A 15875-nucleotide genomic window follows, 5' to 3' on the forward strand; every position below is an offset into this window, starting at 1 on the left:
TGATATGTTCACACCGTACACATCGAACGGCGGGAGGGCAAGAGCGTGGCCTATCATCACGGCGACCTCGCAGCAGCTCTCGTCGACGCAGGCCTCGACGCCACCCGAGAGGGCGGCATCGGCGCGCTCTCGATCCGCGAGGTCACCCGCCGCATCGGCGTCTCGCCGAACGCCGCCTATCGGCACTACCCGAACCTCGCCGCGCTGCGCGAGGCCGTCGCGACGGAGATCCTCGAGCAGGTCGCGGCATCGATGGCCGCCGGCGCGACATCCGATCCCGCTGCGCGGCTGCGCACGATCGGCCTCGCGTACATCGACTTCGCCCTGCAGGAGCCGGGCTGGTTCTCGGTCGCGTTCTTCGGCGGGCGTGCCCTCGGGCCGGAGGACATCGCGACCACGCCCGCGTTCCGCGCGCTCGCCGCCGCGCTCGGCGACCTCGTCGCACAGGGCGCGCTGCCGGCGGATGCCGCACCCGCTGCAGCCTGGTCGTGCTGGGCGACCGTGCACGGCTTCGCCGAGCTGTGCCTGCACGGACCGCTCGCCGCGACGCTGCCCTCCGAGCAGCGCCGCCTCGCGGCATCCGCTGTCGACGCGATCATCGCCGGCATCCGCGTGTGAGGCGCGGGGGTGGCACCGGGGAACCGGATGTGGCCCAGGGCGAACCCTTCGCCTTCGACCGAACCTCGTCCCGTCGACGGAACCAGGTATCGACGTCGACAACTGGTGCGCTCGTACGCAAAGGGTTCACTCGGCACCGCGCCGGCCCGCCTGGCGCGCAGATCAGACGGCGCCGCAGCCCAGGCATCGCACACCCACGCGGCCTAGACTCGGAGCATGGCTCAGCGGAACACCTGGCAGCGGGAACGAGTGCGCGACGCGCTCGGCGACACGCAGGGCTTCGTGAGCGCACAGAGCCTGCACGCGGCGCTCCGCGAGGCCAACACCGGCATCGGACTCGCGACGGTCTACCGCGCGCTCGCGGGCCTCGCGGCATCCGGTGAGGCCGACTCGCTGCAGAGCCCCGAGGGCGAGGCGCTGTATCGCGCCTGCACCACCCAGGGCCACCACCACCATCTGATCTGCCGCTCCTGCGGCCTCACCGTCGAGATCGAGGCCAAGGACGTCGAGCAGTGGGCGCAGCGCACCGCTGCGCAGAACGGCTTCCGCGACGCCGAGCACGTCGTCGACATCTTCGGCCTCTGCGCCGACTGCGCCGCCCGTCAGGACGCGCGCGCGTGACGGCCCGGATGCCCCAGCGCACGGAGCCCGTCGCATGAGCGGCAACGGCGACGCCCCTCTGACCCGCGCGCAGCTGCGCGCCCAGCGCGAGGCCGCGGAGGCCGCGGCGAAGGATGCCGCCGGGCAGCCGGCGGAAGCTGCGGATGACGGGCTGCCTGCGGTGCCTCCCGCTGAGCAGTCGGTGCCTTCGGCACCCGCGCCGGGAGCGCCTGGGACTGGCATGCCCGCGACGGATGCCCCTGTGGCTGGAGCACCCGTGGCCGGAGCACCCGTGGCCGGAGCGCCTGTGGCCGGAGCGCCTGCGACCGGCACTCAGGCGACCGAGGCGCCCATGGCCGATGCGTCCGCGACAGGCGGACCCGCAGCGGGTGCGCCTGTGACCGGCGTACCCGCGGTCAGTGCCCCTGTGACCGATGCCCCCGTGACCGGAGGCCCTTCGACCGGCGCCGCGGCACCCGTCTCCGGCCTCTCTGCCCTGAGCGCATCCGAGCGCGCGAGCCGGACGCCCATCCGTCCCGAGATCATGGGTCCGGACCCCGAAGACGATGAGCCGGTCGCGCCGGCGCCCGTCGAGAGCGAGCCCGAGCGCGAGCCCCGCATCCCGGCGATCGTGCGACGCCGTGGCATGGGCGGCGAGCCCATCCGCCCCGAGGTCATGGATCAGGAGCCCGACGCCGCCTCGGAGACCGACCCGCAACGAGCCGCCGTCTTCGCCGCTGCCGCTGCTGCTGCCGCGGCAGCCGAGGAAGCCGCCGCCGAGACCGCTCGAGGCCCGCGTCGCTCCCCGGCACCGGGCCCGCGCCGGTCGTCGGCATCCCAGTCGGAGGCGGTTCCGCCCGTCCCCACGCCGACGTCCCCGGTCTCGCGCCTCGACCCGGTGCCGTGGGAGCCGTCCGCCGAACCGGATTCCGACGGGTCGGCGTACAAGCGCCGACGCAGGCTCTACATCGTGCTCGCCGCGGTCGTCGCCGTGCTGCTGATCGCCGGCGGAGTGTTCGCGTTCGTGTTCTCGCAGTCGCTGCGCGTGCTCGGCGTCGACTTCGATCCGTCCCGCGCCATCCAATCGCCCGGTGCGACGCTCACCTTCGACACGAATCACGACCTGGGCGAGATCGACGCCTCGCAGGTGTCGGTCGAACCGGCCGTGCCGTTCACCGTGAAGACGGACGGCAGCAGCCTCGGCGTCCGGTTCACCGACGCGCTCGACGACAAGACGAAGTTCACAGTCACGGTCAAGGATGCCGCGACGAAGGGCGGCAGCCCGACGGGCGACCTGACCACGACCTTCACCACGCCCGAGTCGCAGATCTTCATCCTGCAGCGGAACGCGAAGAAGGACGACAAGATCTTCACCTCCGACCTCTCGGGCGAGAACGGCGTGCCGGTGTTCGCCAGCCCGAAGATCGTGGACTTCCGCGCCACCCCCGACAACCTCGTCGTCGTGGTCGAGGAGAAGGGCGGTTCCCGCCTGATCGTCATGGACCGCAAGGGCGACAAGCAGCGCGATCTCAAGATCCCCGGCGACGGCTACATCACCAGCCTGCAGGTCTCCGATCGCGGCGGGCTGGTCGGCTACACGTACTCCGACGCCGACCTCACCGAGACCAGCGGGCGGGCCAGTGTGCTGGTCACCCAGCCGCTCGACGGCTCCAGCGGACCTTCGATCGTGCAGGTCGACGGCAAGGACGTGGGTGTCTCGGACTGGGAGTTCGTGCCGGACTCCTCCAAGGCACTGTTCGTGGACTTCTCGAACGCCTTGACGCTCGAGGATCGGGCGGGCGACTCCCCGTCGCAGGACTTCGGCCTTGTGGCCGAGCTGCTCGGCACCACCCACGACGCGGCGATCATCGAGCGCACCGAGGGCGCATTCGTCGAGCTCTCGTTGAAGGACGGCGCGGAGCAGCCGCTGCCCGCGACCGATCCCGACTACGGCACGCCCTCCGAGATCGTGCCGTTCCCCGGTGGCACCCTGCAGCACGTCGTGCAGAGCGACGATGCGGGGGTGGCGACCGGGCAGGCCGTCATCCGCGTCGATCCGGACGGCAAGGCGAAGCCGATCTTCGAGGTCGGTGAGGACGCCTCGATCATGCAGATGTGCGCGTCGCCGAGCGGGCAGTACGCCGCCGTCACTGTCGCGCCCGACATCGCGAACAACCTCTACGACGAGATGCTGCTGCCGCTGCCGAAGACGCTGCACACGACGCTGCTCGACCTGCGCAGCGGCAAGCAGCTGGTGACGCTGTCCGGCTTCGACGTGTCCTGGTGCAAGAGCGCGCCTCAGCCGTGAGTGTGCTGCGCCCGGCGACCCGTGCCGACCTCGCCGGACTCCCGGCCGATGTCGCGCCCGGGCTGCTCGGCGCCGAGCTGATCACCGTCGTCGACGGCGGTCAGGTGCGACTGCGCATCACCGAGGTCGAGGCGTACCACGGCAAGGGCACGGGGGCCGTTCCGGACCCCGGTTCGCACGCCCGGATGGGACCGACCGCCCGCAACGCCTCGATGTGGGGTGAACCGGGGCACCTCTACGTGTATCTCAGCCACGGCATCCACTCCTGCGTCAACGTGGTGTGCGGCCCCGCGGGCGAGGCGGGCGGTGTGCTGCTGCGTGCCGGCGAGATCGTCGAAGGTGCGGATGTCGCCGCTGTGCGCTCCGGTCGCACCGGCCGCGACCTGGCGCGCGGGCCGGGCCGGTTGGGGCAGGTGGTCGGTCTGCGGCATGGGCTGCACGACGGGATCGATGCGATCACCGGCATCCCGCAGCACGGCGCGACCGCCGCGCTGCTGCTCGGCGAGCGGCTTGCCGAGATCGCGGCAGGGCCGCGCGTCGGCGTCGCCGGGCTCGCCGGCACGGATGCCTACCCGTGGCGCTTCTGGATCCCCGGCGACCGCACCGTGTCGCCGTTCCGCTGGGGCCGCGGTGCGGCGGAGGCGCACGAGGCGCGCTGAGGGACGCCCTTCGTCACTTCGTCTCGCTTCGCTCGCTTCGTCTCGCTTCGCTCGCTCAGTACGACGCTCGCTTCGCTCGCTCAGGAGCCGAGGGCGGGGCGCTTGCTCAGGATCCGTCTAATCGCAGCCGCAGGAGCGGCGCACGACCAGCGTGGTCGTGAACGCCCGGTATCCGGGCTCCGCATCTCCCGCATGCAGCAGGCGGATCGCCTCCTGTGCCATCTCGGCCATCGGCTGTGCGGCCGTGGTCAGCGGTGGCCAGGTGTACTCCGCCTCGGCTGTGCCGTCGAAGCTGGCGACGGCGACGTCCTCGGGCACGCGCAGTCCGCGCGAGTGCAGTGCGGCCATGAGACCCACAGCGACCTGGTCGGATGCCGCGAAAGCGGCGCGTGGCCGTTCCGCGGCATCCGCCAGTGCGATCCCCGCCTGATATCCGCCCTCATAGGAGAACGGCGCGTGGATCCGGGCCCCCAGCGGAAGACCGGCCGCCGTGAGCGCGTCTCCCCAGCCGCGCTCACGGTCGTCGAAGATGCTCGCGCTGCCGATGAACGCGATGCTGCGGTAGTCGTGCCCGATGAGGTGCTCGACTGCCTTTCGTGCCCCGTCGCGGAAGTCCGCGCCGAGGGCGGGCACGCCGACCGCGCCCTGGTACTGGTTGATCAGCACCACCGGGATGCCGAGGTTCTCGACCAGAGCCTGCTCGGCGGCGGTGAGCAGATCGGCGATGATGAGACCGCCGATCTGGCGTGCGGTGAGGTCGTGGATCTGGTCGGCCGCGGAGGTGTGCTCACGATCGGTGTTCACGATCAGCAGCGACCGGCCCTGCTGCGCGGCGGCCTGTCCGAGCGAGTGGCATAGCTGCGCGAAGAACGGGTTGCGACTGTCGACCACGAGCATGCCGAACATGTCGGACGAGCCCTTCGACAGCGCGCGGGCGGCGGCGTTCGGCCGGTAGCCGAGCACCCTCACCGCGTCCTGCACGCGCTCCTTGGTGAGGGGCGCGACGGGCTTCGGTCCGTCGTTGAGCACGTAGCTGACCACGGCCGTGCTGACGCCGGCGTAGCGGGCCACGTCCGCGCGCGTCACCGTCCGTGCGCGGGTGGTGTGCTCATCAGACATCGGATGCTCCGGGCGCATCGCCCAGGTCGGGAATGATCAGTCGCTCGCCGCCACGGCGGGCGGACTCGTGCGCGATCACGCCGGGAAGTGTGAACCGTGCGGCCTGCCAGGCATTCACCGGCGGCAGCGTCCGGTCGACGACCGCGCGGACGAAGTCGTCCACCAGGAAGTGGTGGCTGCCCTCGTGCCCGTTGTGCAGCGAGCGGATCTCGGCGGGGATGCGCTCGCGGTCGTGCACGGCGGCGTAGCCCGACACGAATGCGTCGCGCAGCGCCGGCGCGACGTGCGCCAGCGATGGGTCGTCGGGGGAGAGGGATGCGTGGGTGTCGATCTGCGCGGAGATGTCCTCCACGCCCTCCCTGTTCTGCCACACGGTGGTCAGCGCGAGCTGCTCGAAGGAGCCCTCGGTGCCGAACCAGCGGAATCGGGACTCGCGCAGGTGCGATGGGTAGCCGACGCGGCGGAACTCGTTGATGCGCATCGACCCGCCCGCGGCGAGCTCGAACAGCGCGGTCGCGTTGGAGAAGTCGTTGTCGAACTGGCTCACGGCCCTGTCGAACACCCCGTCACCGCGGTCGTCCACGACGCCGACCGCCGTGACCGCCGTGGCGTGGGTGGGCCAGGCGCCGAGCACCCCGCCGATGGAGTGCGTGGGGTACAGCAGCGGCGGGTAGCTGGCGGTGGCCTTCCAGTTCTCTCCGCCGGAGTACTGATAGGCCTCGTAGAAGCCGAGGTCCATGTCGTGCACGTAGTCGCCCTCGCCGTAGAACAGCCGGCCGAACTCGCCGGCGGCGAGCTTCTTGCGGGCGAACACCGTCGCGGGGTTGTAGTAGCTGGTCTCGCCCATCATGTAGGTCAGACCCGTCTCGCGCACGGTGTCGATGATCTCGGCGATCTCCTCGGCCGAGATGGCCATCGGCACGGCGGAGTACACGTGCTTGCCGGCGCGCAGCGCCTTGACGACGAGCGGGCCGTGCGTCCAGCGCTGGGTGAAGATGGCGACCGCGTCGACGGGCGAGGCGAGCATCTCGTCGAAATCGGCGAAGGTTCCGGCGAAGCCGGCGGTGCGCACGAGCTCATCGGAGCGCTCGGCGAGCAGGTCGGTGACGTACACGGCTGAGACATCGGGGTGGTGATGGAAGAGCGTGGCGAACTGACCGGAGAACTGGCCAGCACCGACGATGCCCAGAGAGAACGACATGCACCGAGTGTGACACTGCAGTTCTACGCGTGTCAACTGAATCGGAGACGCGGGATTCCGCGGAATAACGAAGACTATCTACCTCTTGCGCTTCTCAGGTCTACGCGGGTAACCTGACCGGCATCCGATCAGTGAGGAAGAACGATGAAGTCCACCCTTGCGGGCGTCGCGGCTCTCGCCGCCATCGCCCTTGCGCTCACCGGATGCTCCGGATCAGGCGATTTCGGTGATTCCGGCGGCACCGCGAAGCTCGAGATGCAGACCAACTTCGGTGCGACGGATCCGTCGCTGAAGGTTCTGACCGAGATCACGAAGAAGTTCGAGTCCGAGCATCCGAACGTGAAGATCGAGCTGGTGCCGTCCACCGACACCTACGAGGCCGACATGAAGGTGCGCCTCGCCTCCGGCGACGTGCCCGACATCTGGGCCACGCACGGATGGTCGCTGCTTCGCTACAGCAAGTTCCTCGAGCCTCTCGACAAGCAGCCGTGGGCGAAGAACTTCAACGAGGCGCTCGCGCCGGCGATGAAGAACGACAAGGGTCAATTCTTCGCCATGCCGATCGACACCGACGTCGCGGGCGTCATGTACAACCGCGATGTCCTTAAGGCCAACAGCATCGACCCGGCATCGCTGAAGAGCTGGGACGACTTCGACGCCGCACTGAAGACGCTGAAGGATGCCGGGATCACGCCGATCTCGTCGTCGGGCAAGGACAGCTGGTTCGCCGGCAACATCACCGACTTCATCGGATCCGGGGACTTCACGAAGGCGCAGTTCGACGGCTTCAAGGACGGCACCTTCGATGAGGCCGGGTACACGGACATCCTCGACAACGTGGCGACCTGGCAGAAGGCGGGCTACTTCAACCCCGACTACTCGGCCGCCACGACCGACGATCTCGGCCGCGCGCTCGCCGAGGGCAAGACGGGCTTCGTCTTCGTGCAGAACTACTTGGCGGCGACCGCCCTCGGCTTCAACCCGAAGGCGAACATCGGCTACATGCCGATCCCGTCCAAGGAGGGTAAGCCCTTCCTGGTCGGTGGTGAGGGGAGGGCCTACGGGGTCGCCAAGGATGGCGCGCACAAGCAGGATGCGCTGGACTACATCGCCTTCCTGGCAGAGCCCGAGAACGAGTCGAAGCTCGCCAGCTCGATCGGCGGCATCCCGGGTCTCACGGACGCGACCAGCGACCTCGGCATCCTGACCGAGAGCTACGAGACGTTCGTGAAGCCCGGCGACTACCCGCTGATGCCCTACTTCGACCGGGTGTACCTGCCCAATGGCATCTGGGACACCATGGTCACCACCACCGACGGTGTGATCACCGGGCAGATGAAGCCGGCTGACGCCACCAAGCAGATGAAGTCGAGCTACGACTCGCTGCAGAAATGACTGCCACCGCCTCACTGACGGTGCGTAGACGCAAGCGGGGAGCCGGGGGGACTCCCCGCTTCGCGGGGCGCGGGCTCAACCTGTTGTATCTGCCCGCCGTCGCGCTGCTCGGCGTCTTCATGCTCTGGCCGCTCGTCAACGGGGTCATCCTGTCGCTGACCGACTGGGACGGCTACACGCCCGACCGCTCCTTCGTGGGTGCGGCGAACTACCTGCGGCTGTTCCAGGACGAGAACTTCCGCACCGCACTGTGGAACACCGTCATCTACGGCGTCGGTTCGACGCTGCTGCAGCAGATCATCGGCCTCGGCCTGGCGCTCGCTCTGGACCGGGCCATCCGCGGCCGCAACGTCGCGCGCGCCATCATCTACCTGCCCGTGCTGGTGTCGCCGGTGGTCATGGGCACGATGTACTACCTGTTCCTCTCCTACAACTCGGGCGGGCTGAACGACCTCGTCATCGCGCTGGGCGGGGAGCGCACGGCCTGGCTGGCCGATCCCGGCCGCGCCGTCATGCTCATCGTCATCGTCAACTCGCTGCAGTTCGTCGGCATCTCGATGGTGATCTACCTGGCCGGGCTCCAGTCGATCCCCACGATGTACTTCGAGGCGGCCACGCTCGACGGGGCATCCGCCTGGCAGTCCTTCCGGCATGTCACGGTGCCGATGCTGCAGCCCGCGTTCGCGACCAGCATCGTGCTGAACCTGATCGGCGGGCTGAAGCTGTTCGACGTGATCCAGGTGCTCACCGGCGGCGGCCCCGGCTACTCGACCAACTCGGTGTCGACGCTGATCGCCAAGATGTACTTCGACAATCAGAGCGCAGGCTACGCGTCGGCCATGGGCGTCGCGCTGTTCGTGCTGATCGCCCTGTTCACCCTGGTGCTGAACACCGTGCTGAACCGCCGCCGGCTGGAGCAGCTGTGAACCGGCGGCTGTCGCGCGGTGGAATGTCGCTCGGGGCGAGGCTCGCGATCGGTCTCGGCCTGCTGCTGGCCGTGCTGCTGCAGCTGCTGCCGTTCTACATCACCGTCACCACCTCGCTGAAGGCGAAGAGCGACCTGTCCTCGCAGTGGATCTTCCCGTTCGGTGACTGGTACCTGCAGAACTTCGCCACCGCCGTGCAGCAGGGCCACATCCTGCGCGCGATCGGCAACAGCGCGCTGGTCACCGTGGTCTCGACGGTTCTCGTGTGCGTGATCGGCGCGCTCGCCGCCTATCCGCTCGCACGCCGCGCCACGGTCGGCAACAGGCTGGTGCTGGCCGGCATCATCGGACTGATCATGGTGCCGCCGCTGTCGATCCTGGTGCCGCTGTACTCGATGCTCGTGCAGATGAAGGGCGTCAACACCTACTGGGGCACCATCCTCGTGATGACCGCCATGCAGCTGCCGCTGGCGATCTTCCTCTACACGGCGTTCATGCGCGGACTGCCGATCTCGATCGAGGAGGCCGCGTCGGTCGACGGCGCGAACGCGGTGCAGGTGCTGTTCCGCATCGTGTTCCCGATGCTGAAGCCGGTGACCGCGACAGTGGTCATCCTCACCGGCGTCGCGGTGTGGAACGAGTACGCGCTGAGCGTCTTCCTGATGCGCAGTCCCGAGATGCGCACGATCGCGCCGGCGATCGGCTCGTTCTTCGCGACATCGTCCAGCGACCTGGGCGCCGCGGCCGCGGCATCCCTCATCTCGGTGCTGCCGGTGCTGGTCGTCTACCTGGTGCTGCAGCGCTACTTCATCAAGGGCATGGTGGCCGGTTCCGAGAAGTGATCGGGGCCGTGCTAGGATTGCTCTTTGTCTGCGCGCTCTCCTGCGCGCAGTTCGTGTGCTGGTCGCCGACCGGCACGCAGACAAGGGATCTTGGGTGAGGCCGTCCGGCCTCACGGTATAGAAGGAGTCACAACATGGCAGCAGTGTGCCAGGTGACCGGTGCTGTTCCCGGCTTCGGTCACAACGTCTCGCACTCGCACCGCCGGACGAAGCGTCGCTTCGACCCGAACGTGCAGAAGAAGACCTACTTCGTTCCGTCGCTCGGCCGTAAGGTCACGCTGAACGTGTCCGCCAAGGGCATCAAGGTGATCGACGTCCGCGGCATCGAGAAGGTCGTCGCGGACCTCCAGGCGAAGGGTGTGAAGCTCTAATGGCCAAGAAGGCACAGGACGTCCGTCCGATCATCAAGCTGCGTTCGACTGCGGGCACGGGGTACACCTACGTGACCAAGAAGAACCGCCGCAACACCCCCGACCGCCTCGTGCTGAAGAAGTACGACCCGGTGGTCCGCAAGCACGTCGAATTCCGAGAGGAGCGTTGATCCATGGCTAAGAAGAGCAAGATCGCCAAGAACGAGCAGCGCAAGGTGATCGTCGATCGGTACGCCGAGCGTCGCGCCGAGCTGAAGAAGGCGCTCGTCTCGCCGAACTCCACCGACGAGCAGCGTGAGGCCGCCCGCGTCGGCCTGCAGAAGCTGCCGCGCAACGCCTCGCCGGTGCGCGTGCGCTCGCGCGACGTCATCGACGGCCGCCCCCGCGGTGTCCTCACGAAGTTCGGCATCTCGCGTGTCCGCTTCCGTGACATGGCACACCGTGGCGAGCTGCCCGGCGTGACCAAGTCGAGCTGGTAAGCATCAGCTTGTGAAGGGGCGAGGATCTTCGGATCCTCGCCCCTTTCGCATGTCCGGAAGCATTTGGCCGGTGATGCGCCCTCCCGTCCCTGCGCACGCCGCGGAGGAGAACGCACACCGCGGAGGGTCGGATGCCGCATCCCAACCTCCCTGGGGTGCGAAGTCCTCCCCGATGTGCGAAGTCCCCGCGCGTGCAGTGGGGTGAACGCGCCAGTGGCCTGCGCGCTGCCGTGCGGCCATGCCGCGCACGCCCGGGAGGAGAACGCACGCCGCGAAGGGTCGGATGCCGCGTCCCATCCTCCCCGGCGGGCGAAGTCCTCCCCGATGTGCGAAGTCCCCCGCACGTGCAGTGGGGTGAACGCGCCGGAGGCCTGCGCGCTGCCGTGCGGCCATGCCGCGCACGCCCGGGAGGAGAACGCACACCGCGGAGGGGCGGATGCCGCATCCCGTCCTCCCTGGCGTGTGAAGTCCTCCCGCGTGTGCGCGCGTTGCGGAGGAGCGGACGGCGGCAAGCTCTCGCAGCGGGTGGGGAACTCGTCCTACACAGCCGGAGTTCCACGCGAGTTGTCCACCTGCCGTGGAATTCCGGAGAGGTGGCTGCCCAGGGGTGGGACATCGTCGAAGGCATGGACGTTGAGACCGAACTGAGGTCACGCGGCGGTATCTCCTCGCTGACCGCGCTCCGCGAGACCGGCCTGAGTGACTATCAGCTTCGTCGCGCGAAGGAGACCGGACTGATCAGGACCATCCGTCCCGGATGGGTGGCATCCAAGGGTGCAGATCGCATGAAGCTCAAGGCGGTTCGCGCCGGCGTCGTGCTGAGCTGCGTGACTGTCCTCGCACGAGAAGGTCTCTGGGTGCGCGATGCCTCGACGGTGCATGTGGCGGCACCGCCGCATTCCGGGCACGTGCGGGCGGGCAACGCCGTGGTGCACTGGAACCGCCCGATCGTGCCGCGCGACCCGGACGCGTGCGAGGACAGCCTGGTGAATGCGCTGGTCATCGCGGCATCCTGCCTGACGCCGGAGGATGCGATGGCCGTGTGGGAATCGGCGATGAACAAGGACCGCGCGACGGCATCCGAGTTGTCGAGACTGCCACTGCCTGCGTCGGCGCGTGCCGTACTCGAAGAGGCACGGCCGTTCGCCGATTCCGGGCTTGAGACGTTCCTGCCGAGGCGGCTGCGCTGGATGAACCTGCCGATGGTCCAGCAGGCGTGGATCCTCGGGAAACCGGTCGACCTGCTGATCGGCGACCGGCTGATCATTCAGATCGATGGCGGTCACCATGTCGGCGAGCAGCGCACCAAGGACATCGAGTTCGACGCACTGCTGAAGCTGAACGGCTATCACGTGATCCGGGTGGGCTACGACCAGGTCGTCAATCGCTGGCCGGAGGTTCAGGCGATGATCATGGCCGCCGTTGCGCAAGGGCTGCATCTCGCCGTATGAGGTGCGTTCTCCTCCCCGCCGTGCGCACGCCGGGGAGGAGAACACCCGCCGCGGAGGAGCGGACGCCGCAGCCCTTCCTCCTGCGTGTGCGAAGTCCTCCCAGGTGTGCGAGGCCGGCATCTGCGGGGCGTGCGCGTGTGACAGATGTGACGAATGAGGCGCGACACACCACGAAAATCACCCGAAACCCGCGAAATGACGCGGAAAACACACGTCCGGTTGGTACTGTCGTCACGGTCGTACCGACCAACCGGGGGGCAGCCGCCTTCCGCACACCAACGAATGCGACGGATCTCGTCGCTGGAGGATGACATGGCTGACAAGTCCATCACCAAGACCGAGCTCGTCGCGAGCATCGCTTCCGCAACCGGCCAGAGCCAGGCCACCGTCTCCGGTGTCCTCGACGCGCTGTTCGCTTCGGTCTCCGACGCCGTCGCCAAGGGCAGCAAGGTCTCGATCCCGGGCTGGATCGCGTTCGAGCAGGTGGCGACCGCTGCCCGCACCGGCCGCAACCCGCAGACCGGCGCCGAGATCAAGATCCCGGCCGGCAAGCGCGTCAAGGTGACCGCCGGCTCCAAGCTGAAGGCCGCCGTCAAGTAAGACCGCTGCGTCGCAAGGCCGCCGTCCTCCGGGACGGCGGCCTTCGTGCATCCCTGCCCGGTCTGCCCAGACGGGCGTCATGCCTGCAGGCAGAGACGACGTCGGTGGGCCGAATCGGGCCATCCTCGCCTGCATCCGGTCGTCCTGCCCGCAGGCGTGACAGGGTGCAGCCGCTGTACCGGCGGCATCCGGGGATGCGGGGACAACTTAGGCTGGAGGGGTGAACTCCTACCGCCTCGCGGGCATCGCGACCCTGGTTCTCGCCGCCTCCGCGGCGCTGGTGGTCGCCCTCGTCCTCGGCGGCGGTGCAGCCGAGCTGGTCTTCGCCGATCCCGGCGCGCTCGTGCGCTGGGCGCTGCCCGCCAGCAAGATGATCGCGAACCTCGCCGCCGCGGCGATGCTGGGGCCCCTGGTGCTCGCTCTGTTCGCGCTGAAGTCGGGTACCAAGAACTTCGAGCTCGCCGTCGACACGGCATCCGTGGGCGCGGCGATCTTCACGATCGCGTCGGCCTTCGGAGCGTTCTTCACCTTCCTCGCCGCCTTCAACGCCAAGCTCAGCCTGGGCCCGCAGTTCGGTGAGCAGCTCGGCCGTTTCCTCATCGAGCTGCCGCTCGGGCAGGCCTGGCTCGTCACGGTGCTGATGGGCGCGGCCGTGACCGTGATCGCCTTCGCCGCGCGCGGGTGGACGGCCGTGTTCTTCACGGCGATCCTGGCTGCGGCATCATTCCTGCCCAACGCCACGCAGGGCCACTCCGGCGACGTCGCCGGCCACAACATCGCCGTCAACGCGATCCTGCTGCACACCGTCGGCGCGGCCGCCTGGATCGGCGGACTGCTGCTGCTGATCGTGCTGCGCGGGCGGGTGTCGGGCCTGGCCACCTTGGTGCGCCGCTATTCGTCCATCGCCCTCGCCGCCTACATCGTGGTCGCGGTCTCGGGCATCGCCCGCTCCGTGGTCGCGATCGGCACCTGGGACGAGCTGCTCAGCCCGTACGGCCTGATCGTGATCACCAAGGCCGTGCTGCTCGGCACGCTCGGCCTGCTCGGCGCGGGGTACCGCACGCGGCTGATCCCGCATCTCGAAGGGGAGAAGCCGCGGCGCACGTTCTGGATGCTGCTTCTCTGCGAGCTCGCCCTGATCGGCCTGGCATCCGGCGCTGCGGCGGCCCTGGCCCGCACACCCCCGCCCGTGGGCGAGGAGGCGGCCATCGATCGTACGCCCGCGGAGCGTCTGACCGACTCACCGTTGCCGCCCGAGCTGACGCCGATCCGCTGGATCACGGCCTGGGACATCGACATCCTGTGGCTGGTCGTGGCCGGCTTCGGCCTCGTGTTCTACATCTGGGGCGTCATCCGACTGCGCAAGCGCGGTGACCGCTGGCCGATCCACCGCACGATCTTCTGGGTGCTCGGCATGCTCATGCTGGTCTGGGTCACCAGCGGTGCGGTGAACGCCTACCAGGAGTACCTGTTCAGCGTGCACATGCTCGGTCACATGCTGCTGAGCATGGCGATACCGCTGCTGCTGGTCTCTGGCGCGCCCGTCACGCTCGCCCTGCGCACGATCCGCAAGCGTGACGACGGCACCCGCGGCGGACGCGAGTGGATCATGTGGGCGGTGCACTCGCCGTTCGCGCGTGTGATCACGCATCCGTTCGTGGCGGCCGGACTGTTCGTGCTGTCGCTGTGGGCGTTCTACTTCACCGATCTGGTGCGCTGGTCGATGTACGACCATCTCGGACATGAGTGGATGGTCATCCACTTCCTGCTCACCGGCTACCTGTTCGTGATGTCGCTGATCGGCATCGATCCGGTGCCCTACCGGCTGCCCTACGCGGGCCGGCTGATCACGCTGATCGCCGTGATGGCGATGCATGCGTTCTTCGGCATCGCGATCATGATGCAGACGGGGCTGATCGTCGCCGAGTGGTTCGGCTCGATGGGCCGCACCTGGGGTGCGACTCCGCTCGAGGACCAGTACGTCGGCGGCGGCATCGCCTGGTCGATCGGCGAGATCCCGACGCTGATCGTCGCGATCACGGTCGCGATCCAGTGGTCGCGGTCGGATGAGCGGATGCAGCGACGCCAGGACCGTCAGGCGGATCGCAGCGGTGACGCCGAACTGGAGGAGTACAACGCGAAGCTCGCGGCACTCGCCGAGCGCGACCGCCGAGAGGCCGAACGGGAACGCGCCGGGTTCTGAGCAGGCGTCAGTCGGGGTCCTGGCCGCCGCCAGGAGAGCCGACCCGGATCGACGCGGAGCCGTCGGAGAGGATCGTTATCGTCCCGTCGACGGAGAACGGCACGTCCTCGGACACGTGCTCGATGGAGCCGTCGAACAGCGACTGGATGTCGACCTCGATGTGTGCAACCGCGTCGGACGGCTCGATCTGCCAATAGGCGCCGTCCGGTCTGACGCTGACCTTCGGCTGGGTGGTGATCGACCACTTCGGCAGCGAGTCGGGTGCGAGCCTGTTGCGCACCTCGAGCCCGAACGGGCAGGCGGTCGGCTGCAGCACCTTCTGCGACGTGCATTTCGTGAGGAACTGCTCGACGCGCTGCTGAACGACGTCGCGGAACTCCTTCGTCGGCTGCGTCTGCAGGTCGACCGGGGTGTGGGTGAGCGGGGCGTCGGCGAGCACGCTGACGCCGGGGGAGGAGGCGATCGGGGTGTCGACCGTCACCGAGTACACCCCGGGCGTGAACACCAGCAGGTGCAGCGGCTCGAGCGGTGTGGCCTCGGCGCCGGTGATCGCCACCTGGCGCCGGTCGAGCTCGAAGCCGTTCACGGCGAAGGTGTCGGCGCCGCGCACGACGAGTTCGACCTCGGCGAGCGGGCTCTTCGCGAACCGCCAGTTCGGAGTCACCCCAACCCAGCCGTCCTGGACGATGTCGAACACCGTGGTGCCCTCATGACCCGCGGCCTTGTAGTCGGCGGTGACGTGGTACACGTCGCCGTCCTGCTCGGTCTCGAGATGGATGTCGGTGAGCGGTGCGAGCGCGGCACCTCGCAGCAGCGCCTCGGACGCGTTGCCGTCGATGCCCGCGGCCTCGAGAGCGCTGCGGTCGACGGCGACGCCTGGCACACGCAGCGCATCGGCCGCGCGACCGGAGGACAGCATTTCGAGGTAGCGTGAGGCGAACGCCGAGGGGCTGTAGAACTGCTGGTACAGCGAGACACCGCCGGCTCCGAGCGCGGCGATCAGCAGCACTCCCACGAGGGCCAGGATCGTCAGATCGACGCCGAGGCGCGCACGCCGCGGCGCGCCCTCCTCCGGCTGCACCATGGCGTCAGTCTAAGAGCGG

The 15875-nt window shown here is 68.7% G+C and carries 16 protein-coding genes; 13 read left to right on the forward strand and 3 right to left on the reverse strand.

Features of this window, described 5'->3' with window-relative positions; genetic code table 11:
• Nucleotides 1-45: 45 nt before the first annotated feature.
• The 4 genes from ACFVDO_RS07850 (at nt 46) to ACFVDO_RS07865 (ending at nt 4185) form a co-directional block, all read left to right on the forward strand.
• On the forward strand, nt 46-618 hold the full coding sequence (locus ACFVDO_RS07850; RefSeq protein WP_378855139.1) for a TetR/AcrR family transcriptional regulator: 573 nt from the start codon (nt 46-48) through the stop codon (nt 616-618).
• 216 nt (nt 619-834) lie between these two features.
• On the forward strand, nt 835-1239 hold the full coding sequence (locus ACFVDO_RS07855) for a Fur family transcriptional regulator (RefSeq protein WP_378855137.1): 405 nt from the start codon (nt 835-837) through the stop codon (nt 1237-1239).
• Between the two features lie 34 nt (nt 1240-1273).
• Nucleotides 1274-3526, forward strand: coding sequence for a hypothetical protein (locus ACFVDO_RS07860; RefSeq protein ID WP_378855135.1), 2253 nt, complete (start codon nt 1274-1276; stop codon nt 3524-3526).
• Between the two features lie 2 nt (nt 3527-3528).
• A complete protein-coding gene (locus tag ACFVDO_RS07865; RefSeq protein ID WP_378855405.1) occupies nt 3529-4185 on the forward strand; it encodes a DNA-3-methyladenine glycosylase in 657 nt (218 codons plus the stop codon).
• A gap of 117 nt (nt 4186-4302) precedes the next feature.
• Here ACFVDO_RS07865 and ACFVDO_RS07870 read toward each other — a convergent pair whose 3' ends face one another.
• Together ACFVDO_RS07870 and ACFVDO_RS07875 are read right to left on the reverse strand one after the other, a co-directional pair.
• Nucleotides 4303-5304 (reverse strand): LacI family DNA-binding transcriptional regulator, encoded by a 1002-nt coding sequence (locus ACFVDO_RS07870; protein ID WP_378855133.1) that lies wholly within the window; start codon nt 5302-5304, stop codon nt 4303-4305.
• Complete coding sequence (locus ACFVDO_RS07875) at nt 5297-6505, reverse strand: Gfo/Idh/MocA family protein (protein WP_378855131.1); 1209 nt, start codon at nt 6503-6505, stop codon at nt 5297-5299. Before ACFVDO_RS07875 ends, ACFVDO_RS07870 begins: the two co-directional genes overlap by 8 nt.
• Nucleotides 6506-6649: 144 nt before the next feature.
• On the opposite strand from ACFVDO_RS07875, the gene ACFVDO_RS07880 reads away from it, so the two are divergent.
• The 9 genes from ACFVDO_RS07880 (at nt 6650) to ACFVDO_RS07920 (ending at nt 14772) form a co-directional block, all read left to right on the forward strand.
• Complete coding sequence (locus ACFVDO_RS07880; RefSeq protein WP_378855129.1) at nt 6650-7900, forward strand: ABC transporter substrate-binding protein; 1251 nt, start codon at nt 6650-6652, stop codon at nt 7898-7900.
• On the forward strand, nt 7897-8826 hold the full coding sequence (locus ACFVDO_RS07885) for a carbohydrate ABC transporter permease (protein ID WP_378855127.1): 930 nt from the start codon (nt 7897-7899) through the stop codon (nt 8824-8826). The genes ACFVDO_RS07880 and ACFVDO_RS07885 overlap by 4 nt, the downstream gene beginning before the upstream one ends.
• Nucleotides 8823-9668 carry a carbohydrate ABC transporter permease gene (locus ACFVDO_RS07890; protein ID WP_378855125.1) on the forward strand — a complete coding sequence of 282 codons (846 nt, stop codon included), beginning with the start codon at nt 8823-8825 and terminating at the stop codon, nt 9666-9668. Before ACFVDO_RS07885 ends, ACFVDO_RS07890 begins: the two co-directional genes overlap by 4 nt.
• A gap of 134 nt (nt 9669-9802) precedes the next feature.
• On the forward strand, nt 9803-10039 hold the full coding sequence (gene rpmB, locus ACFVDO_RS07895) for a 50S ribosomal protein L28 (protein ID WP_378855123.1): 237 nt from the start codon (nt 9803-9805) through the stop codon (nt 10037-10039).
• Nucleotides 10039-10209 (forward strand): 50S ribosomal protein L33, encoded by a 171-nt coding sequence (gene rpmG / locus ACFVDO_RS07900; protein ID WP_046014935.1) that lies wholly within the window; start codon nt 10039-10041, stop codon nt 10207-10209. The genes rpmB and rpmG overlap by 1 nt, the downstream gene beginning before the upstream one ends.
• Before the next feature lie 3 nt (nt 10210-10212).
• Nucleotides 10213-10518 (forward strand): 30S ribosomal protein S14, encoded by a 306-nt coding sequence (rpsN, locus tag ACFVDO_RS07905; RefSeq protein ID WP_116243600.1) that lies wholly within the window; start codon nt 10213-10215, stop codon nt 10516-10518.
• Between the two features lie 479 nt (nt 10519-10997).
• The gene (locus tag ACFVDO_RS07910; protein WP_378855121.1) at nt 10998-11969 is read left to right on the forward strand and encodes an endonuclease domain-containing protein; all 972 of its coding nucleotides are present in this window, start codon (nt 10998-11000) and stop codon (nt 11967-11969) included.
• A gap of 312 nt (nt 11970-12281) precedes the next feature.
• Nucleotides 12282-12569 (forward strand): HU family DNA-binding protein, encoded by a 288-nt coding sequence (locus ACFVDO_RS07915; protein ID WP_378855119.1) that lies wholly within the window; start codon nt 12282-12284, stop codon nt 12567-12569.
• A 220-nt stretch (nt 12570-12789) separates the two neighbouring features.
• Nucleotides 12790-14772 carry a cytochrome c oxidase assembly protein gene (locus ACFVDO_RS07920; protein WP_378855117.1) on the forward strand — a complete coding sequence of 661 codons (1983 nt, stop codon included), beginning with the start codon at nt 12790-12792 and terminating at the stop codon, nt 14770-14772.
• A gap of 7 nt (nt 14773-14779) precedes the next feature.
• Here ACFVDO_RS07920 and ACFVDO_RS07925 read toward each other — a convergent pair whose 3' ends face one another.
• Complete coding sequence (locus ACFVDO_RS07925; RefSeq protein WP_378855115.1) at nt 14780-15856, reverse strand: hypothetical protein; 1077 nt, start codon at nt 15854-15856, stop codon at nt 14780-14782.
• Between the last annotated feature and the right edge of the window lie 19 nt (nt 15857-15875).

This window comes from Microbacterium sp. NPDC057741, assembly GCF_042798735.1.
Classification (GTDB): domain Bacteria; phylum Actinomycetota; class Actinomycetes; order Actinomycetales; family Microbacteriaceae; genus Microbacterium.